The 21276-nt window shown below is 69.1% G+C and carries 16 protein-coding genes; 4 read left to right on the top strand and 12 right to left on the bottom strand.

The window, feature by feature from the left end; all coding sequences use genetic code 11:
- Positions 1-1200: an ABC transporter ATP-binding protein gene (locus AC1C2R_RS13560; RefSeq protein ID WP_495380257.1), complete on the top strand. Its 1200-nt coding sequence runs from the start codon at positions 1-3 to the stop codon at positions 1198-1200.
- On the top strand, positions 1197-1895 hold the full coding sequence (locus tag AC1C2R_RS13555; protein WP_495353012.1) for an ABC transporter ATP-binding protein: 699 nt from the start codon (positions 1197-1199) through the stop codon (positions 1893-1895). Before AC1C2R_RS13560 ends, AC1C2R_RS13555 begins: the two co-directional genes overlap by 4 nt.
- Here the strand turns inward: AC1C2R_RS13555 and ddaH are convergent.
- The 8 genes from ddaH to AC1C2R_RS13515 all read right to left on the bottom strand — a co-directional run bounded on the left by ddaH (position 1867) and on the right by AC1C2R_RS13515 (position 12037).
- The gene (ddaH, locus tag AC1C2R_RS13550; RefSeq protein WP_495380256.1) at positions 1867-3120 is read right to left on the bottom strand and encodes a dimethylargininase; all 1254 of its coding nucleotides are present in this window, start codon (positions 3118-3120) and stop codon (positions 1867-1869) included. The two genes, AC1C2R_RS13555 and ddaH, sit on opposite strands and share 29 nt — an antisense overlap.
- A 64-nt stretch (positions 3121-3184) precedes the next feature.
- Entirely contained in the window at positions 3185-4279 is a 1095-nt protein-coding gene (locus AC1C2R_RS13545; protein WP_495380255.1) for a Glu/Leu/Phe/Val dehydrogenase family protein, read from the bottom strand.
- Positions 4280-4496: 217 nt separating this feature from the next.
- The gene (purH, locus tag AC1C2R_RS13540) at positions 4497-6128 is read right to left on the bottom strand and encodes a bifunctional phosphoribosylaminoimidazolecarboxamide formyltransferase/IMP cyclohydrolase (RefSeq protein ID WP_495380254.1); all 1632 of its coding nucleotides are present in this window, start codon (positions 6126-6128) and stop codon (positions 4497-4499) included.
- Positions 6125-6718, bottom strand: a complete 594-nt coding sequence (gene purN / locus AC1C2R_RS13535) for a phosphoribosylglycinamide formyltransferase (RefSeq protein ID WP_495353008.1) — start codon at positions 6716-6718, stop codon at positions 6125-6127. The genes purH and purN overlap by 4 nt, the downstream gene beginning before the upstream one ends.
- A gap of 229 nt (positions 6719-6947) precedes the next feature.
- Positions 6948-8495: an APC family permease gene (locus tag AC1C2R_RS13530; protein WP_495380253.1), complete on the bottom strand. Its 1548-nt coding sequence runs from the start codon at positions 8493-8495 to the stop codon at positions 6948-6950.
- Between the two features lie 68 nt (positions 8496-8563).
- Positions 8564-9841 carry a cell division protein PerM gene (locus AC1C2R_RS13525; RefSeq protein WP_495353005.1) on the bottom strand — a complete coding sequence of 426 codons (1278 nt, stop codon included), beginning with the start codon at positions 9839-9841 and terminating at the stop codon, positions 8564-8566.
- Positions 9842-9873: 32 nt separating this feature from the next.
- A complete protein-coding gene (locus AC1C2R_RS13520) occupies positions 9874-11397 on the bottom strand; it encodes a hypothetical protein (RefSeq protein WP_495380252.1) in 1524 nt (507 codons plus the stop codon).
- Between the two features lie 52 nt (positions 11398-11449).
- Positions 11450-12037: a hypothetical protein gene (locus AC1C2R_RS13515; RefSeq protein WP_495353003.1), complete on the bottom strand. Its 588-nt coding sequence runs from the start codon at positions 12035-12037 to the stop codon at positions 11450-11452.
- Positions 12038-12452: 415 nt separating this feature from the next.
- Here AC1C2R_RS13515 and AC1C2R_RS13510 point away from each other — a divergent pair, with 415 nt between their 5' ends.
- Both AC1C2R_RS13510 and AC1C2R_RS13505 read left to right on the top strand, forming a co-directional pair.
- Positions 12453-15518 (top strand): glycoside hydrolase family 3 C-terminal domain-containing protein, encoded by a 3066-nt coding sequence (locus tag AC1C2R_RS13510; RefSeq protein ID WP_495380251.1) that lies wholly within the window; start codon positions 12453-12455, stop codon positions 15516-15518.
- A 75-nt stretch (positions 15519-15593) separates the two neighbouring features.
- Complete coding sequence (locus AC1C2R_RS13505; RefSeq protein WP_495380250.1) at positions 15594-17174, top strand: glycoside hydrolase family 30 protein; 1581 nt, start codon at positions 15594-15596, stop codon at positions 17172-17174.
- Between the two features lie 117 nt (positions 17175-17291).
- Here the strand turns inward: AC1C2R_RS13505 and sucD are convergent, their stop codons facing one another.
- The 4 genes from sucD to AC1C2R_RS13485 form a co-directional block, all read right to left on the bottom strand.
- Complete coding sequence (sucD, locus tag AC1C2R_RS13500; RefSeq protein ID WP_495380249.1) at positions 17292-18194, bottom strand: succinate--CoA ligase subunit alpha; 903 nt, start codon at positions 18192-18194, stop codon at positions 17292-17294.
- 15 nt (positions 18195-18209) lie between these two features.
- On the bottom strand, positions 18210-19376 hold the full coding sequence (sucC, locus tag AC1C2R_RS13495) for an ADP-forming succinate--CoA ligase subunit beta (RefSeq protein ID WP_495380248.1): 1167 nt from the start codon (positions 19374-19376) through the stop codon (positions 18210-18212).
- A 243-nt stretch (positions 19377-19619) separates the two neighbouring features.
- Positions 19620-20162, bottom strand: coding sequence for an NUDIX domain-containing protein (locus AC1C2R_RS13490; RefSeq protein WP_495352997.1), 543 nt, complete (start codon positions 20160-20162; stop codon positions 19620-19622).
- Positions 20159-21274: an FUSC family protein gene (locus AC1C2R_RS13485; RefSeq protein ID WP_495380247.1), complete on the bottom strand. Its 1116-nt coding sequence runs from the start codon at positions 21272-21274 to the stop codon at positions 20159-20161. The genes AC1C2R_RS13490 and AC1C2R_RS13485 overlap by 4 nt, the downstream gene beginning before the upstream one ends.
- Positions 21275-21276: the final 2 nt, after the last annotated feature.

Here is a 21276-nt window from a genome sequence, read left to right as displayed (position 1 = left end):
GTGACCCCGACCGACATCCAGGCGCAGCAGGCGCAACCAGCGCAGGGGCAGCAGACGACGCAGCGGCCGCACGCCTCGCCGGGCGCGCAACCGCACATCCTGTGCACCGACCTGGTGCGCATCTTCAGCGCCGACGGCGTCGAGGTGCAAGCGCTGCAGGGACTGAACCTCCGCGTCGATCCCGGCGAGATGGTCGCCGTCGTCGGCGCATCCGGCTCCGGCAAATCGACGCTGCTGACGATCCTCTCCGGCCTCGACACCGCCACAGCGGGTGTCGCCCACGTGGCCGGACACGACCTGCTCACCATGGGCGGGCGCGAACGCGTCGCGTACCAGCGGCACACGGTCGGCTTCGTCTGGCAGCAGACCTCCCGCAACCTGCTGCCCTATCTCACCGCCGCCGAGAACGTCGCCCTCGCGATGAACGTCGCCGGCACCCTCCGCGGTGCGGCCAGGGCGAGCCGTGTCGACGAACTCCTCGAGTTGCTCGACGTCGGCGATGCGCGCGATCGGCGTCCGGGCGAACTCTCGGGCGGCCAGCAGCAGCGCGTCGCGATCGCGGTCGCGCTGGCGAACTCACCGCACGTGCTGCTCGCCGACGAGCCGACCGGCGAACTCGACGAGGCGACCTCCGCCGCCGTGCTCGAGGCGATGCGCGGCGTCAACGAAGAGCTCGGGGTCACCACGCTCATCGTCACCCACGACCCGACCGTCTCCGACCATGTGCGGCGCACCGTGCAGATCCGCGACGGGCGCACCTCGACCGAGGTGCTGCGTTCGACGCGGCTCGACGAATTCGGCGAGGAGGAGCACATCGCCGAGGAGTTCGCTGTGCTCGACCGGGTCGGCCGCCTGCAGTTGCCGCACGACTTCATGCAGAGCCTCGAGCTGCGCGACCGCGTGCGTCTCGCACTCGAAGCCGACCACGTGGGCGTGTGGCCAGGCGATGAAGGGCGAGCGGATGCCTCGGCGCTGCCCTCCTCGGAGACGACCGACGCCGCGCCCGCGAAGGCCACGGATGCCGACCGCGACGGCGACGGCGCATCCGGACCGGCCGAGCCACCGAATGCAGCGCCGGGCGCGGCACCGGATGCAGCACCGGCGAGTCGGCGCGAACGCCGCGCAGCTGAACGGGCGGCCGAGGCCCCTTCGACAGGCTCAGACAACGCCGTCACCGACGAACCGGAGGAATCGCCATGACCACGCTTCGCGCGGAATCGATCAGTCGCGTCTTCGAGTCGAAGGCCGGCGCGGTGCACGCCGTCGCCGAGGTCTCGCTCGAGGTGAAACCGGGCGAGCTGCTCGTGGTCACCGGGCCATCCGGTGCAGGCAAGACGACGCTGCTGAACCTGCTCGGCGGGCTCGACCGGCCGACGGCCGGTCAGGTCTTCCTCGGCGACGACGAACTCTCGGCTCTCGGCGAGGACGCACTCGCGACGGTGCGTCGTGATCGACTGGGCTACATCTTCCAGTCGTTCGGCCTGATCCCCGTGCTCTCAGCGGCTGAGAACGTCGAGGTGCCGCTTCGCCTGCAGCGCATGGCGCCCGATGAGCGCGACGCGCGCGTCGCCGAGTCGCTCGAACTCGTCGGCCTCACCGGCCACGCTGCGCAACGGCCCTACGAACTCTCGGGCGGCCAGCAGCAGCGGGTGGGCATCGCGAGGGCGCTCGCCGCACGGCCGCAACTGCTGCTCGCCGACGAGCCGACCGGTCAACTCGACAGCGGCACCGCGGCGACCGTCATGGATCTCATCGGCGAACTCGTGCATGCGCGCGGCGTCGCCGCCGTCGTGACCACCCACGATCCGGCACTCGCCGGGCGCGCCGACCACGTGCTCGAACTCCACGACGGCCGGGCGGTGTCGCTCAGCGCACCCGCACCGACAGGCACGTGACGCAGCCCTCGAGCTTCTCGAACTCGCCGATATCGACGGTCACCACCCGGTAGCCGAGGCTGGCGATCATCGCCGCCGTGTGCGGCGCCGACGACGACATGAGCAGCGACTCGCGCGACAGTTCGACGACGGCGACCCCCTCGGGTTCGAACACCGGCAGGAAGCGCGGGAAGAGGGTCGCGACGTCGAGCAGAGACGGCTCGCCGATGATCGTGCCGTCGGGCAGCGCCGTCGCGGCGCTCTTGAGGTGCAGCGCCTTCGTGATGGGCACCGCGACGACCGTGTAGCGGTGCGGGGTGAGCAGGGTGCGCAACTGCCTGATGCCCTCGGCATTCGTGCGCTCAGATGCACCGACGTAGACCGTCGAGCCGACCTTCAGCACGTCGCCGCCGTCGAGCGTGCCCGGCAGTTCGATGCGGGTCACCGTGACACCCGGCACCGCGCGCACGGCACGTTCGACCGCTTCGACCTCTGGGCGCCGCGACTCGGCGCCGGGGCTCGCGAGCACCGCGAGGTCGCCGAACATCACGACCATGTCCTCGACGAACACCGAATCGGCGAGCTCGGGCGCCGCGTCGACCTCGATCGTCTCCCAGCCTTCGGCCACGAGCGCGGCGCAGTAGTTGTCCCACTGCTGGTCGGCGAGCGCCTGGTCGATCGGCTGCCGGTCACGGTGGGTGAGCACGGCTTCGTCGAGGTTCGACGCGGGGATGCGCACGAGCGCGATTCGCCGGTCGGCGACAGCGGGCGCATAGCCGAGGATGCCGCGGAAGACCCGCGGAGCGAGCACCATCTCGCCCACGATGACCGCGATGATGAAGATGAGGTTGAGGCTCACGAGCGACCCGACCACGAAGATGAAGATCGCACCCGAGAACGGGTTGCCGGCGGCACTGGCCGTCACGGTCGTCGCGAGCAGGGCCGCGAGGCATCCTGAAGCGAACCCGGTGATGAGGGTGAGGAACCATGCCCGCGTCGCCCCCACCGCATTCGCGATCGAGAGCAGCACCCACGCGACGAACCCTGCGAGCGCGAAGTGCCCGAAGACCTGGCCGAGCACCTGCGGCGACTGGCCGCTGCCGATGAAGAACGCCAGGAGTGCGACGAGCATCGCCGCGCACGAGACTGCCGCAGACGAGGCGAGCACCGCCGCCACCCGGCGTCCCGGGGTGATCGCCGGGGTGAACCGGGCAGGGGCGGTCGGAGGCATGGCGGGGGACGTCATGGCACGAGCCTACTGGCCGCGCGGACGCCGGGCGCGCCCCTCCAGCCGATGCCGCGCGGTCACCTCAGCGGCCTGCGTCGAGCCTCGTGCGCGCGAGCTGTTCGGCGGCCTCGAGCGTCGTCGTCCCGCTATCGCGAGCACTGCGCAGCACGGATGCCACGGTGTCGCCGATTCCCGCGATGCGGGCGTCGAGGGCGACCTGGTCGGCGCCGGGGGCGCTCGCGACGTCGAGGTAGATGACCCCGCCCGCGTTCACCACGAAATCGGGCGCCCAGACGATGCCGCGCTCCTGCAGGAGTTCCGCGACGTCGCGCGAGGCGAGCTGGTTGTTCGCGGCGCCGACGACGGCGCCCACCCGCAGACCGTGCACGACCTCGGGTGTCAGTACCCCGCCGAGCCCGCACGGCACGAAGACGTCGGCCTCGAGGCGGTGGGCCTCGGCCGGATCGACCCAGGTCGCGCCGAGCTCGTCGGCGAGGGCGCGCTTGCCCTGCGCGACATCCGTCACGGTCAGTCGAGCGCCGGCGGCGGCGAGGCTTCGTGCCAAGCGACCTCCGACCTGCCCGAGGCCCGCGATCATGAAGTGGCGTCCGGCCGGATCGGCCGAACCGAACACCTCGTCGAGCGTCGCGAGGATGGAGGCGTGCACGCCCGCTGCCGTAGCATCCGCCGGCTCGCCGACGCCGCCCTGCTCTGGCGGGAGGCCGCAGACGTGCTCAGTGCGCTCGCGCACGACGGCCATCAGCTCGGCGCTCGTGCCGACGTCTTCGGCGGTCATGTACGCGCCGCCCAGGGACTCGATGGCGTCGCCGAGATCGAGCATCGCGTCGTGCTTCCCGGCCACATCGAGTGTTGTTCCGGCGGGGATCGCGATCACGGACTTGCCGCCGCCACGCGCGAGACCGGCTGCGGCGTTCTTCAGGGTCATCGCCTGCGAGAGGCGGAGCGCGTCGGCGAGGGCGTCGGTCCAGTGGCCGTAGTGCCAGAGGCGGGCGCCGCCGAGTGCCTGTCCGAGCCGGGTGGAATGCACGGCCACGATGATGGTGAGGCCCGAGCGGGAACCGCGGGTGATGAGCACCCGTTCGTGTTCGGGGGCCTCCGTCGGCAGTGCTGCGTTGACGCCGGCTGCGGGGTTCGCCGGGGCGTGGGTGATCGTCATCGACCGTTCTCCTTGAATCATCCGCTTCGTGGGCGGAACCTGGCCTCGCGCCTCATGAGCGCGGGTTCGATTCAAGGGTACCGCCGCCGCGCGAGCCCGAGTCACCCGGATATGGACAGAAATGGGCGACTCGATTGGACCGAACCTCTCGAGTTGCCCGACTCTGGCGAGAAATGGGCGACTCGATGAAGGAGAGGGGTGCTGAGCGCTGCCCGTGTCAGTGGAAGAAGTGGCGCTCGCCCGTGAAGTACATCGTGACGCCGGCCTCGCGGGCCGCGGTGACGACCTCTTCGTCGCGCACCGAGCCGCCGGGCTGCACGACCGCACGAACCCCGGCGTCGAGGAGGATCTGCAGCCCGTCGGCGAAGGGGAAGAAGGCGTCGGATGCCGCGACCGAACCCGCTGCCCGCTCCCCCGCACGCTCGACCGCGAGCTTGCACGAGTCGACCCGGTTCACCTGGCCCATGCCGACACCGACCGAAGCGCCGTTGGAGGCGAGCAGGATCGCATTCGACTTCACGGCGCGGCACGCCTTCCACGCGAACTCGAGGTCGGCGAGCGTCGCAGCATCGGCGGGCTCACCCGCGGCGAGCGTCCACTCCGATGCCGGCGCGAAGTGACGGTCGGCCTGCTGCAGGAGCATGCCGCCCGAGACCTGCCGCAGCTCGACGGCCGTCGGCGTGAACCCCTCGGGCAGGGTCAACAGTCGGATGTTCTTCTTCTTCGTGAGCAGCTCGAGCGCCTCGGCCTCGAATGCCGGGGCGATGAGCACCTCGGTGAAGATGCCCGACACCGTCTCGGCCATCTCGAGCGTGACGATGCGGTTGGCGGCGATCACACCGCCGTAGGCCGAGACCGGGTCGCACTCGTGGGCACGGCGATGGGCGTCGGCGATCGGGTCGGCGCTCCCTGAGCCTGTCGAAGGGGCCCCGGCCGACGCCACGGCGATGCCGCACGGATTCGCGTGCTTGATGATCGCGACGGCCGGCTCATCGAAGTCGAACACGCTCCGCACGGCCGAGTCGGCATCGACGTAGTTGTTGTACGACATCTCTTTGCCGTGCAGCTGCACGGCTTGGGCGATGCCGGGTCGGCCTCCCGTCGAGGCGTAGAGCGCGGCCTTCTGGTGCGAGTTCTCGCCATAGCGGAGGTCGGCGTCCTTGGTCCAGGTGCCGCCGACCCACGCGGGGAACGGCGACTCATCGGCCGGTTGGTCGGGCGCGACGACGCTGCCGAGCCACGAAGCGACCGCGACGTCGTACGACGCGGTGTGCCGGAACGCCTCGCGTGCGAGCCCGGTGCGCTGCGCGAGGGTCGTGCCGCCCGCGGCGACCGATGCGGCGATCTCGTCGTAGCGATCGGGCGTGACGACCACCGCCACGTTCGCGTGGTTCTTGGCCGAGGCGCGCACCATCGCGGGGCCGCCGATGTCGATCTGCTCGATCACGGCGTCGGGCGCCGCGCCCGCCGCGACGGTCTCGGCGAAGGGGTAGAGGTTCACGACGACGAGTTCGTAGGGCTCGATGCCGAGGCCCGCGAGCTCGGCCTCGTGGTGCTCGAGCCGCAGGTCGGCGAGCAGGCCCGAGTGCACGGCCGGGTGCAGCGTGCGCACGCGACCGTCGAGGTGCTCGGGATAGCCCGTCACCTCGGCCACCTGCGTGACCGGCAGGCCCGCGTCGGCGATGGCTTTTCCGGTGCCGCCCGTCGAGACGATCTCGACGCCCGCGCCCACGAGCGCAATCGCGAGTTCGACGAGGCCGCGCTTGTCGCTGACGGCGATGAGCGCACGGCGCACCGGCACCAGGTCGCGCTCGCGGTAGAGACTCGGGTCGTGGGTGGGGCCGCTCATGATCGTGCGAGTTCCTTCAGGTCGAGGTGCGAGTTGGCGATGTCGAGCACGGTCTGGATGAGCAGGCGCCGCTCGACGGGCTTGATGCGGTCGTGGAGGCTCGACTCGGTGTCGCCCGGCAGCACCGGCACGCGCTCCTGCGCGATGATCGGGCCGCCGTCGACGGAGTTGTCGACGACGATGAGGCTCGCACCGGTCTGCGTGACGCCCGCTGCGAGCGCGTCTCGCACGCCGTGCGCACCCGGGAACTCGGGCAGGTACGCGGGGTGCGTGTTGATGAGATTCGGCGAGAACGCGTCGACGACGGCAGGCGGCACGAGCCGCATGAGGCCCGAGAGCACGACCACGTCGGGCTCCCAGCGGCGAATCTCTTCGATGAGCGCCGCACCCCAGCTGTCGCGATCGGGATACGCCGTATAGGGCACGGAAAACGTCGGCACACCGTACTCCTCACCGAGTGCGAGACCCTCGGCATCGCGGTCGGCACCGATCGCGACGATCCGAGCCGGGAACTCCGCATCGGTGGAGGCGTCGAGCAGGGCACGAAGGTTCGAACCGGTGCCCGAGATCAGGACGACGAGCTTCAGCACCCTCCGAGCCTACCGGCCGGCGAAGGTTCGAAACTGCGCCACCGCGACGCCCGAGATCAGGACGACGAGCTTCAGCACCCTCCGAGCCTACCGGCCGGCGAAGGTTCGAAACTGCGCCACCGCGACGCCCGAGATCAGGACGACGAGCTTCAGCACCCTCCGAGCCTACCGGCCGGCGAAGGTTCGAAACTGCGCCACCGCGACGCCGCGCCCGCCACGCGGCATCCGCTCAGCCCAGGCCGCCGTCGACGGAGCGGATGACCTTCTGCTCGTCTTCGGGCACGAGCACTTCCGTCTCGCGGTTCAATGCCTCACCGCGGAAGAACGGTCGCGAGTCGGCGAAGAACGACCAGACGACCATGAGCACTGCGCCGAGCGCGAGCGATCCCACCCCGACGACGAACACCCCGCCCACGCCGAAGAGCACCGTGTACCCGTAGTCGGGGTCGAGCATGTCGATCGCCGAGAACACGAACGCGAAGATCAGCAGCACCGACCCCACGAGCGGGAACACGAGTCGGTTCCAGAAGTGGCGCCACGAGGTGAACAGCGTCTTGCGGAAGTACCAGACGCACGCGAGCCCCGTGATCGAGTAGTAGAACGCGATCGCGAGGCCGAGCGAGAGGATCGTGTCCTGCAGGATGTTGTCGCTGACGAGGGTCATGCCGATGTAGAACACGATGGCCACGAAGCCCATGAGCAGCGTCGAGAACGATGGTGTGCGGTATCGCGGATGCACCGTGGCGAACCGCTTCGGCAGTGCCTTGTACACCGCCATCGCGAGCGTGCCGCGCGCCGTCGGCAGAATGGTGGTCTGCGTCGACGACACCGCGGAGATCATCACGGCGACGACGAGGAGCCAGGCCCACGGCCCGAACACCGCGTCCTTCAGCGCGAAGAACACGTCGTCGGCGTTGCCCTCGTTCGCGAGCCCGAGGCCCGTGTCGCCGAGGCCCGCATACGACATCGCCGCGACGGCGACGCCGACGTAGGTCACGAGCAGGATGAGCGTCGTGAGCACGGCCGCACGGCCGGGGATGCGCTTCGGGTCGCGAGTCTCCTCGTTGAGCGCGAGGCACGTGTCCCAACCCCAGTAGATGAACAACGCGAGCAGCACCGACTCGACGAGGCCGTCGAACGACTCGAACGCGAACGGGTTGAACCAGTCGGCGCTCGGCGCGGTCGAGCCTTCGGGCGCGGTGCCCGTCATCACGGCGACCGTCGCGAAGACCACGAAGAGCACGAGGGCGAGGTACTGCACCGCGAGCAGCACGTTCTGGATACGCTCGCCGATCTCGAGCCCGCGCCAGCTGATCCAGGTCATGAGCGCGATGAACACGACACCGGTCGCCGTGACGAGGGGCACGTTCTCGGCGAGCTCGGGCGAGACCAGCAACCAGAAGTAGATGCCGCCGATCTGCGCGAGGTTCGCGAGCACGACGGTGCCGGCGACCGCGACGCCCCATCCGCCGAGCCAGCCGACCCACGGGCCGAACGCCTTCGTCGCCCAGGTGAAGGTCGTACCGCAGTCGGGCACCGCCCGGTTCAGCTCGCGGTAGGCGAAGGCGATGAGCAGCATCGGCACGAACGCGATGATGAAGGCGATGGGCGCCTGCGCACCCACCGCGAGCACGACGAACCCGAGCGTCGCGGCCAACGAGTACACGGGCGCCGTCGAGGCGAGACCGATGACGGTCGAACCCCACAGGCCCAGTGTTCCTGCGGCGAGGCCCTTGCCTTCAGTTGCGGGTGGCGCAGTCTCGTTGGGAGCCGACATCGATCCTCCTCGATCATGCGGTCACGCGCAGAATAGCACTCGCGTGCCCGCCTCGGCAGCTCGGGATGTCAGCGCCGACCGCTCCCGACTCCCGCACCGGTGACGGCGAAGATGCCATCGTCGGCGCGAGGGCCACCCTGGCGGCCGGCATACCCGCCGACGATCGCGCCGACGCCGACGGTCGCCGCCGCGATCACCGCAACCTCCCATGGGTTCGGGCCGACGTCGGCCAGTCGCCCCGGACCGGCGGCGCCGCCGGACCACCATGCCAGCAATCCGAGCACGATTCCCGAGACGAGCGCCGCACCGGCGCCGACCACGAGCGGCGACCACCAGGCGTCGCGAGCCGAGGGGTGCACGGATGGCTCGCCGCCGAGGACGAGCCAGGCGCCGACGAAGCCCAGCAGCACCGGCACGATGAGCCAGAGCGCACCGAACGGCGCCGCCTCGGTCGGCAGCGCACCGAGCAGCGGGATGCCGGGCACGGGCCCGAGCAGGGTACCGGCAGGTGCCACCGAGGTGCCCGTGCCGAGCGCGAAGCCCGGCCCGAGCAGCCACGCCGCCGCCCACACGACGACGTTCGGCAGGAGGGCGAGCTCGGCGACGGTCAGCGCGATACCACCGTCGATGCCGGTGCCGAGCGACTGGTAGAGGCCCGCGATCGTCGCGTAGTCCGCGGCGATGAGCCCCGCGACGAGCACTCCCGCGACCGCGAGCACGCCGAACGCGGCGCCCGCACCGATCCGCACGGCGGCGCGCACGGTGCCAACGAGCACCGCGGGCAGCGCCGTGATTCCACGACGCACGACGCTGCCCGCGGCATCCGTCATCGGGTCGTCGCGCAGCGATTCGAAGACCGCACCCACCACGACACCGACCGCCATCGTGAAGGCCGGCAGCAGGGCCGCCTGCCACAGCGACGAGCGTGCACCGTCGATGCCGGCGGTCGCCGCGAGCGCGAATCCGGCGAGCCCGTACACGCCGATCGCCGCCAGACCGCCGGTGAACGAATGCCCCTCGGCGGCCGAACGGCGGCCGATGCGGCGGCCGAACGCGACGGAGACGAGCGCGAAGCCGAGCAGCGCGATCGTGATCGGGAACGGGTCCCCGGCGCCCGGCAGTCCGGTGCGGGCTGCCGTCACCGCGTCGAGCTGCAGCTCGAGGTCGACGCCGTGCCCGAGCAGCCACACGTCGGCCGCCGCGCGGAAGAAGATCGTCGCATCGACGGCGAGACCGAAGTGCACGGCCCAGAGCAGCATGAGCGGCACGAGCGCGATGCCGAGGCCGATGAGGGCGGCGACGGATGCCTCGAGGCCGGCGAGCAGGGCGATCGTCGTGCGTCTCATTCCGACGCCGAGCTTATCCCGGCCGACGCCGCTCAGTCGGCAGGACGTGCGGTGTCGGGCGGACTCGGGGTCGCGGCGTCGCCGCCTTCGATCACTTCGACACCGGGCTCGACGCCATCGGTTCCGGCGACGACGAGCACCTCGACCTCTTCGTCGACCGTACCGGCAGCGGCGGCGGCGTCGGCAACAGCGACGTCGGCAGCGACCTCACCCTGAGGTCGCCGGAGCAACTCGACGATGAGCAGGGCGACGAGGGCGACGAGAAGCGTCGTGACGACCAGACCGGCCGAGGCAGGCCGCGAGAACAACACGACGAGTGCGGCGATCACGGCGATTGCGACATACACGACCACTCGCCAGCGGTCGAGCCCGATGCCGAAGCGACCGGTCGTGATGCCGTGCGCGGCCGCGGCGCGGCGTACCGCCGCGAAGCCCGATTCGGCGAACCCGCGCAGTGCACGGGCGGGCCGCCACGGACCCGAGAACCAGGCCACCACGGCGACGAGCACGCCGAGCACGACGAGTGCCACGATCGTCGACATCATGATCTCGATGAGCCCCGAATAGATCGCCTCGGCCGCATCCGGCGGCATGACCGACGGGCTGACGGCGCCCACGAAGAACCAGCGGCCGACGCCGACACCGCTCGCGAGGATCAGCATCGAGAGCGCGAACCCGCCGGCGGTCCACACGAGCGCCCTCGTGCGCTTACGCGCGACGACGACGCCGATGACGAGGAAGGCCAGGATGATCCAGGGCAGCCAGGTGCCGACTCCGATGGCGAGCGCGTAGATCGTGCGGATCAACGCGAAGGCGTCGTCTTGTGCGATGACGACGGCCCGGTCGACCGTCGGGATCGCCTGGGCGAACCCGACGCCCTGCTCGATGAGCCGTTGCTTGACGGCCTCCACGATGGGGCCGAGCTGCACCGAGAGCGTGCCGTCGCTGCCGATGGCGAGTGCGGCGTCGGGGTCGCCCTCCATGGCGGCCACGAACTGCCGGTGGGTGATGCGCAGCGTCGACGCCCAGACATCTGCGAAGGCCGGGGACTCGACCACCCGATCGACGACGTCGGAGACGAGCGACTGGATGCCCTGCGTCGCGGGCACCTCGAGCAGGCCGAGCGCGGCCTCGGCACGGGGCGGCAGCCCGAGTTCCCGGATGCCGTCGAACAGGTCGGCCGTGATCCCCGGGATGTCGACCTGCTCCTCGATGGCGGCCGTGACCTCGTCGCCGAGGTACGCCTGCACCGCCGGGTCTTCGGCGAGCGGCGCGAACGTCGCCACGAAGCGATCGGTGTCGGCCAGTTCGAGGCGCGCCCACGCGGAGATCACCGCGACGGGTGCGAGCAGGAGCCCCACGACGATGAGCACCACGGCGGTGACGCTGCGGCCCCACCCGCGCTTTGCACGCTGCTGGGCGACGGATGCCGTGGCATCCGCCCCCGGTGCCTCCCGCGCCGTCTCGGCGTCGAGCACGCTCGCGCGCAACGTCTCGTTCTCAGCTTCGAGCGCCGCAATGCGTGCCTCGAGCTCAGCCTCGTTCGTGCCGGCCATGGCTCCCCCTTTTGTGAGCAACCTAGCGCCAGTGGCGGCTCGCCGCACGGATTCAGTGGATGAAGGCCTTCAGGGCGATCATCGCGACGCCGAACATCGCGGTGACGAGCGAGCCCGCGAGCCGGATCGGCCAGCGTGCTCCGCGCCGTGCGAAAGCGATCCAGCCCAGCACGGCGAGCACGGCGACGCCCGCCCAGAGTGCCGTCCAGATGGCGACGGCATCGGGAACGACCCGCGTCGCACCGAGGAGCAGGATGAGCGACGGAATCATCGCCGAGGCGAGCAGCCCGAGCGCACGATTGAACGATGCGCGGAACGCATCGCGCAACCCGATGACGTGCCCCTCCTCGAGACCGTGGCGCGCCACCGTGCCGGCGTAGACGTGCGCGGCCCAGAAGACGATGACGGTCCCGACCACCTTCCAGAACACCTCGAAGGCGTTCGTCCCCGGTCCGCCGGCGACGACGATCATGCCCGAAACGAGGATGACGCCGTACACGCTCTCTTCGGTGACGAACGTCGTGCGCACGAGTTCGTTCGCGATCGTCCGACGCGCGCGTCCTCGTGGCATCGCGTCCGCGGCATCCGGTGCCGGCTCGACCACGGAATCCCGTTCTGTTCGCGCCGAGTCTTCGCTCATGCTCCCACTCTGGCACGACATCGGTCAGAGCGACCGAGACGGGCCCGCCGGTCAGTGCGCGGGCCGCGTTGCTGACGAATTGCGTCGCCGCCGCGCCGTCGCGATGGCGTTGGAAATGGGGGCTTGCGGCTGTCGAGGGTGGATCTACAATGCCCTTAACGCTCTCCCGAATTCATCGAAGCGCGACCGCGATCCGAATCGGATCGTGTGAAGTCATCCCCCTCGCTAATAAGTACGGCTCGCGCCGATCACGGTCCCGTGACATGCGCCCGACTTTCGAGAAGGGAGGCTCCGTGCCATCGACCGCGATGCCCCACATGGCAGCGATCACGGCACCACAGGAACGGCGGGCGCGGCTCCGAGCCCGGGAATCTCTGCTCGCATCTCGCAACAACCTCATGATGAGGAAACGGATATGCGCATCCACATCGATCAACGGAGATCGAGCACGACCTCGATCGCACTCATCGCCGCTGGGGCGCTCGTCGCCGCAGTGGCCGTCGTCTCAGGCTCGGGAGCGGCACTCGGCGCCCCGGTGGATTCTCCCGAGGCGCGCGCCCAGGCGCTGCTGGAACAGATGACGCTCGACGAGAAGATCGACATGCTCGAGGGCGAACTGAACAACTTCTACGGTTTCTACAATGCTCCCATCGAGCGTCTCGGAATTCCCGCGCTCACCATGGCCGACGGCCCCGCCGGAATCCGAATCGCCAACCCGAACGTGAACGGCAAGCGTTCAACGGCATTGCCGGCCCCCATCGCGCTGGCCGCCACGTTCGACGTCGCCGATGCGGCGGCGTACGGCGACGTGATGGGCGACGAAGCCTTCAAGACCGGTCACAACGTCTCACTCGGCACCGCAGTCGACATGGCGCGAGTCGGCGTCGCAGGTCGTGGCTTCGAAGGCTACGGCGAAGACCCTCTGCTGTCGGGAACGCTCGCGGCGGCGCAGCTCAACGCCATCCAGTCCCACAATGTCGCCGGTGACATCAAGCACTACGCGGCGTACAACCAAGAGGAGGATCGCCTGAGCGGCGGGAATGCCATTGTGGGCGAACGGGCACTGCAGGAGATCTACATCCGGCCGTTCGATATCGGCGTCAAGGGAAGCGACCCCGCCACGGCGATGTGCTCGTTCAACAAGATCAACTTCATCTACGCCTGTGAGAACTCCGAACTGTTGAATGGCATCCTGCACGACCAGATCGGCTTCCGAGGTTTCGTGATGAGCGACTACGGCGCGACCCACAGCTCGGTTCCGGCGTTCCGCGCCGGTCTCGATCAGGAACAGCCGAGCTTCGGATTCTTCCTCGCGCTCGAGGACGCCGTGCTGAGCGGCGAGGTGGCCGAGTCGGAGATCGATGTGGCGGTACTGCGCATCCTGACCGCCATGTTCCGCATCGGACTGTTCGATACGCCTCCGGTCGAGCAACCGTTCGATGAAGCAGGCCATGCGCTCGAATCGCAGCGGATCGCCGAGGACGGCATGGTGCTGCTGAAGAACGACGGAATCCTTCCGCTCGATCCGTCAGCGATCGACTCCGTTGCGGTGATCGGCGCTGACGCGGACAACGTCACCGCCGGCGGTGGCAGCTCACTGATCCAGATTCCTACCTCGACGATCTCTCCGCTGCAGGGCATTCGCGACATGGTGCCCGGGGCCACCGTCTCGTTGGCGCGTGGTACCGACTTCGTCACCTCCTCGACGCTCCTGCCCGGCATGGACGCCATTCCGTCGGACTACCTCCGAAGCTCGGATGGCAGTCCGGGCGCCGACGTGATCGTGTACGACGCGGGCGGAAACGTCATCGACCAGGAGACCCTGCAGGACATCTCGATCAACGGCGGGTTCTTCTACTTCGAGGGGTTCAACGCGCAATCGCCGCTGCTGCCGACGCTTCCGGGTGGTGGCATCGCCGCGACGTCGTACTCATCGACACTGACCCCGCCTGCCTCCGGAACATACGAACTGGAGCTCGTCGCGGCAGGCGAAGCGTCGGTGACCCTGGACGGCGCGACGATTCTCGAGACGACGACGACAGCGCTCACCACGGACACGGTGACGCTCGATCTGGTCGGGGGGCAGGACTACACCGTCACCGCGACCCACGACGCGAGCGGTGCCACCGGCGATCTGGGTCCGCGCATGAAGCTGGGCTGGACGAAGCCGGCGGGTCTGGTCGACCCGAAGGCGACGGAGGCGGCGGCCCTGGCAGCCGACTCCGACGTTGCGGTCGTCGTCGTCAGGGACTACTCGTCGGAGGGCGGTGACAAGGCCGACATCGGACTGCCCAGCGGGCAGGAAGCACTCATCGACGCGGTCAAGGCGGCCAATCCGAACACCGTCGTCGTGTTGACGACCGGTGGCCCGACCACGGTCGAGTGGGAAGACGGCGTCCCCGCCATCCTCGAGGCGTGGTTCGGCGGTCAGAATCAAGGAGCGGCGATGGCGAGGATCCTCTTCGGTGAGGTGTCACCGTCGGGCAAGCTGCCGGTCACGTTCCCCGTCTCAGAGGGTGAGACGCCGATTTCGACACCCGAGCAGTATCCAGGCATCGGAGTCGACTCGTATTACACCGAGGGTGTCTTCGTCGGCTACCGGGGATACGAGGAGTTCGGCATCGCGCCGAAGTATCCGTTCGGGCACGGCTTGTCGTACACCACGTTCGAGTACTCCGACCTGAAAACGAAATCGCGTGGCAACGCACGCGTCTCGGCCACCTTCACCGTCACCAACACCGGCGACACTGCGGGAACCGAGTCACCGCAGGTGTACGTCGGGGCCCTGCCGACGAACGTCGTCCAGTCGGCACCGAAACAACTGGCGGGATACGCCAGCGTGCACCTGGAGCCGGGCGAGTCGGAGGAGGTCACGATCGACCTGTCACGGGAGTCCTTCTCGTATTGGGATTCGTACACCGACGCCTGGGTCACGCCACGCGGCACGCTCGACATCCTGGTCGGTTCGTCCTCACAGGACATCCGCCTCGATGACGCAGTGAAGGTGAGGTCGGCGGACAAGGAGGAAGCCTCCGGCATCTCGACCCGGGCGGTCTACACGATCGTCAACGAGGGGTCGGGAGCCTGCCTGGATGCGGTGGACCACGGCACGGCCGTCGGCACCCCGGTGCAGCAATGGTCGTGCCCCGCACCGCAGGCGAACGCGGAGTGGACACTGACGAAGGTGAAGCGCGACGTTTATCGCATCAGGAACGTGAACGCACCCCTGACGCTCGAGATCGCGGACGCATCGAGGGCGAACGGAGCACCGGCGGAGCTCGGGAAGTGGACGAGGGATCGCCACCAGCAGTTCGAGCTTCGTCGCATCGGCGACGGCAACTACCAGTTCGTGGCCGTGCACAGCGGCCGCTGCCTGGCGGTCGACGGCGGAGTGCGCGACGACGGTGCCCGGATCGTGCAGCGTTCCTGCAACGCCGACGATCCGGCTCAATCGTTCGCACTGCAACGGCAAGCCGGCTGAGCACTCGCCTGCACACGAGATGGGTCCGGCGCTGCCGGGCCCACCTCGTCCCCACCGCCCGCGAGAGGAGCACAGATGATCAGCACGCGACGACCTGGTGCCGACTGGCTCCACCAGCGGAAGGTCGGGTGGATCATCGCGGGTCTGGTCGTCGCCGGACTCGTGGCCGCCGTGGTCATCACGATCGCGACCTCCACCGCATCACCACCGACCGGAGGCACAGAGAGTGCGGAGTCGAGTGCACCGGAGCGCAGTCGACCGGTCGCAGTGACGACGAGCGCGAACGGCGGTCAGCGACTCCAGGAGATCAGCGTGGAAGTCACCTCGTCGGCCGGCAACGAGCCGCCGGATATCCGCGTCGATTCAGCCAGGACAGCACAGGAGATCCGCGGATTCGGGGCTGCGATGACCCATGCCTCCGCGGACCTGCTCGCACAGATTCCGGAGGCTGCGCGGGCGGCGCTGATCGACGAGTTGTTCTCCCCGCACGGACCCGTGCGGCTGACGGTGCTGCGCCTGCCGATCGGCGCCTCGGACTTCGTCGCAGGTGACGCGTTCACCTTCGATGATCTCCCGCCGGGCGAGACGGACTGGTCGCTCGACGGCTTCGACATCGCACCCGACCGAGCGTCCATGATTCCGGTCCTGCTGGAAGTGCTCGCCATCAACCCGGACATACGCTTGATCGCATCGCCGTGGAGCCCGCCGGCATGGCTCAAGACGAGCGGTTCGCTCGAGGGAGGTCGTCTCATCGACGAGGACCGGGCCTACGACACGTACACGGAGTATCTGGTGCGATTCGTCGAGGCATACCGCGATGCCGGTCTCGACATCAGTCTGCTCACGGTGCAGAACGAGCCGCAGTTGCGCCATCCCGACGGCTACCCCGGCACCGACATGCCCGTCTGGCAGGAGGCGAAGCTGATCGAGCGGCTCGGCCCGGCGCTGGCCGACGCCGGGCTCGACGCCGGCATTCTCGGATACGACCACAACTGGACGTTGAGTCCGGCCGACGCCGCCTCGACTCCCGAAGGAGAGGACCCGGCTTCTCAGTATCCCGCCGACCTCTTGCGCACGACAGCCGCCGAATGGATCGACGGCATCGCCTACCACTGCTACTTCGGGGATGCCTCGGCGCAGTTGCAGTTCTGGGAGCAGTTCAGCGACATGCAGATCTGGGTGACCGAGTGTTCAGGGTCGGGCGCGCCAGGTGATGCCCCCGAGAAGGTCTTCGCTGACACGTTCTCGTGGCAGTCGACGAACCTGCTCATCGGTGCGCTCGAGAATCACGCGACGGGCGTGCTCACGTGGAACCTGGCTCTGAACGAGCAGCACGGGCCGCATCGAGGCGGTTGTGAGTCGTGCTCCGGCGTCGTGACCATCGCCGATGACGGCACGGTGACCCGCAATGCCGAGTACTACGTTCTCGCGCACGCCGGCTCGGCGGTGCCGCCCGGTTCCGTGCGGGTGGAATCGTCGTCGGATGCGACGGATCTGCGGCAGATCGCCTTTCGCACCCCAGCCGGCTCGCTGGTCGTCCTCGTCTGGAATGGCGCCGACCAGCCTCGGTCGGTGCGAATGGAAGCTCAGTCTCAGGAGTTCGTCCTCGAAGTGCCAGGACACTCGCTCACGACCATCACGCATCGGGTGGGTTGACGTGAGAGGTGATGACGAGTCGTTCGTTCATGGCACGAGTCCCAACCGACATCCGCCCGCCGACCGAAACGGCCCCGCAGATCGAAGTCTGCGGGGCCGTTCGTCGAGCGGAAGTGTCTAGAGCGCGGCGTACACCTCGCGGAGCAGCGCGGCGGTCTCGCTCGGCGTCTTGCCGACCTTGACACCGGCTGCCTCGAGGGCCTCCTTCTTCGCCTGAGCGGTACCGGCGGAGCCGGAGACGATGGCGCCGGCGTGGCCCATCGTCTTGCCCTCGGGAGCCGTGAAGCCGGCGACGTAGCCGACGACCGGCTTCGTGACGTTCGCCTTGATGAACTCGGCCGCCCGCTCTTCGGCGTCGCCACCGATCTCGCCGATCATCACGATCGCCTTCGTCTCGGGGTCGGCCTCGAACGCGGCGAGCGCATCGATGTGCGTCGTGCCGATGATCGGGTCGCCGCCGATGCCGATGGCGGTCGAGAAGCCGAGGTCGCGCAGCTCGTACATCATCTGGTAGGTCAGCGTGCCCGACTTGGACACGAGGCCGATCGGCCCCTTGCCGGTGATGTTCGCCGGGGTGATGCCGACGAGGGACTCACCGGGGCTAATGATGCCGGGGCAGTTCGGCCCGATGATGCGGGTCGTGTTGCCCTTCTCCTTGGCGTACGCCCAGAACTCGGCCGAATCGCCGACGGGAACACCCTCGGTGATGATCACGAGGAGCGGGATCTCGGCGTCGATGGCCTCGACCACGGCGTCTTTCGTGAAGGCCGGGGGAACGAAGGCGATGGAGACATCCGCCCCCGTCTGTGCGATGGCCTCGGCGACCGTGGCGAAGACGGGCAGCTCGACCGAGTTGCCGTCTTTGTCGGCGTGCAGCACCGTGGTGCCGGCCTTGCGGGCGTTCACTCCGCCGACCACTTGGGTGCCCGCCGCGAGCATGCGCGCCGTGTGCTTGGAGCCTTCGCCGCCGGTGATGCCCTGGACGATGACCTTGGAGTCCTTGTTGAGGAAGATAGTCATTCTTCGATTCCCTAACTACGCGGCGTTCGCCAGCTCGGCGGCCTTGTCGGCGCCCTGGTCCATGTTCTCGGCGAGGGTGACGAGCGGGTGCGCCGCCTCCTCGAGGATGCGGCGACCCTCGACGACGTTGTTGCCGTCGAGACGCACGACGAGCGGCTTGTTCGCCGTGGAGCCGAGCTCGGCGAGCGCGCCGACGATGCCCTTCGCGACCTCGTCGCACGCGGTGATGCCGCCGAAGACGTTCACGAAGACGCTCTTGACCTGCGGGTCGCCGAGGATGATGCCGAGGCCGTTGGCCATGACCTCTGCCGAGGCGCCGCCGCCGATGTCGAGGAAGTTGGCGGGCTTGACGCCGCCGTGGTTCTCGCCCGCGTATGCGACGACGTCGAGCGTCGACATGACGAGGCCCGCGCCGTTGCCGATGATCCCGACCTCGCCGTCGAGCTTGACGTAGTTGAGGTCGAGCGCCTTCGCGGCGGCCTCGAGCGGGTCTGCGGCGTCTTTGTCTTCGAGGAGCGCGTGGCCTGCGTGACGGAACTCGGCGTTCTCGTCGAGCGTGACCTTGCCGTCGAGCGCGATGACGTTTCCGTCTTCGTCGAGGATCAGCGGGTTGACCTCGACGAGGGTCGCGTCTTCGCCCTTGTAGACCTCGTAGAGCTTCACGAAGACCTCGGCGACCTTGTCGACGAGCTCGGCCGGGAAGTTCGCGGCGACCGCGATCTCGCGGGCCTTCGCGACGTCGATGCCGGCGATCGGGTCGACCTCGACGCGAGCGAGCGCCTCGGGCTTCTCGACGGCGAGCACCTCGATCTCCATGCCGCCCTCGACGCTCGTGAGCGAGAGGTAGGAGCGGTTGGCCCGGTCGAGCAGCACGGAGAAGTAGAACTCCTGCGCGATGCGTGCGCCACCGGCGACCATGACGCGCTTGACGACGTGACCCTTGATGTCGAGGCCGAGAATCGCCTTCGCGGCCTCGTAGGCCTCGTCGGGGGTCTTCGCGACCTTGACGCCGCCGGCCTTGCCGCGGCCACCGGTCTTCACCTGGGCCTTGACGACTACGACGCCGCCGAGCTGCTCGGCCGCCGCACGCACTTCATCGGGGGTGTCGGCGACGATGCCCGGGAGCACCGGGACCCCGTATCGCTCGAACAGGTCTCTGGCCTGGTACTCGTAAAGATCCACGCTCTACTTCCAATCGGTCCGCACGCGCGAAAGCGCACAGTGGCTGGTGGGTGTCGGCCCGACGCCCCGAAGAATCTCGACGTCAAGATAAGTGGGCCATCTTCCATGCTACTCCCCCCGTTCGGCGCGGCCGAACCGGCGGCGGGCTCCTCAGGTCGTGGTGCGTGCGTCGGAATGCGACACGATGGCAGCTCGCTCCGAGTACGAGCCGAGATGGGAACACGCCGAACGCCGTGACGCCGATCAGCCGATGCGGCCGAGCGCCGCTGCCGCGTAGAAGAGGGCCGCGACGGTCTCGCCGTCGGTGATCTCGCCGTCGCGCACCATGCGCACGGCCTCGCGCCACGGCACCGCCTGCAGGCGGCTGATTCCCTCTTCGGCCTGAGACTCAGTGACGGATGCCGCGTGGCGCAGCCCGGTCGCGAGGTAGACGATCTCGTCGGCGCGGCAGATGCCGTTCAGTGCGGTCATGCGCCCGATCTCGCGCCACTCGGCTGCTTCGTGGCCGGTCTCCTCGAGCAGCTCTCGGCGTGCGGCCGAGAGCGGGCTCTCACCGTCGGTGCCACCCGCCGGCACCTCGATGGATTCGCCGACCGTGTGCCGGTCGATCGTGACGAGGAGCACCTCGTCGTCGTCGGTCATCGCGACGACGAACACGGCGTCGTTCCTGAGTTCGACGACCCCGTAGATGCCGTCGCGACCGTCGGGACGCACGACCTCGTCTTCGGTGACGGTGATCCACGGGTTCTCGTACACGGTGCGTCGGGCGCGGGTCGGCCAGGTCATGGTTCCTCCATCGGTCGGATGCTCGGTGTGGCGGCGGTCGGCGGCGGCATCGGCACGCGCTCGACGAAGCCTCGGGCGAGGAGCACCGCCGCGACGCCGATGGCCGCGCCGACGACGGTCTCGATCAATCGGTCACCGAGCAGCACCGGCAGCGACGTCGAGCCGGCCAGGCTCGCGACCACGAGTGCGAGCGGCGTGACGAAGACGAGCGCAGCCCCGTAATGCCGACCCACGAGGATCTCGGCGGCGAACTGGCAGATCGCAATGACGATGACGAGCACCCAGATCGGCGGATCGGGCCAGAGTACGAGCCCGGCGACGCCGACGCCGACGGCCGTGCCGATGACCCGATGCCACGCGCGCTGCACGGTGTGGGCGGATCTCGCCGGAGGAATCACGGCGACGGCGCTGACCACCGCCCAGTACGGGTGGCCGATGCCGAGCAACACGGCAATGCCGCCGGCGACGAGGGCCGCGACGACACTCTGCACCACGTTCAGACACACCCGAGGGTCGGCGTACGCCCGCACCCGAACCGGCGCCGTGCGAGGCAGCGACTTGAAGATCGCCTCCCCGCGGGTGCGCACGGCGCGGCGCAGGAGCCATCCCGACATCGCAAGCAACCACGCGAACGCCGCCGCGGCCGCAGTGACGCCCCAGCGGAGCCATCCGCTGCCGTCGTCGACGGGCTGGGCCGCGCAGACGAGCACAGCGAAGACCGCGAACAACGGCCCCGACGGCGTGACCCCGAGCGTATTGAAGAGCACGATCACGAGGGCGATCACCGCGGCGAGCGCGGCGGCCTCGACTGCGAGCGGCGCCTCGGCGACCGACAGCAGGATGCCGACGCCCACCGCACCGAGCTGCACCGCCCCTGCGGCCGTGACCGTGCGCAACCGCGTGCGGTACGGCTCGTTGCGCCCGAAGATCGCGGTCATGCCGCCGAATGCCGCGTACGCGGCGAGATCGACGCGACCGAGTACGACGAGCACCGTGAGCGGGATGCCCGCCGCGAGGGCCGCCCGGAGCGCCACCTCGAGGTCGAGTGCGCGCAGCGAACGCAGTCGCGCGACGAGCCCTTCGGGTCGCGTCGAGTCGAGCGGTTCGCCCATTG

The sequence above is a fragment of the Agromyces sp. Y182 genome (genome assembly GCF_059445385.1).
Note: the sequence above shows the minus strand (reverse complement) of the source record. Positions and strands in the feature narration are given on the sequence as shown.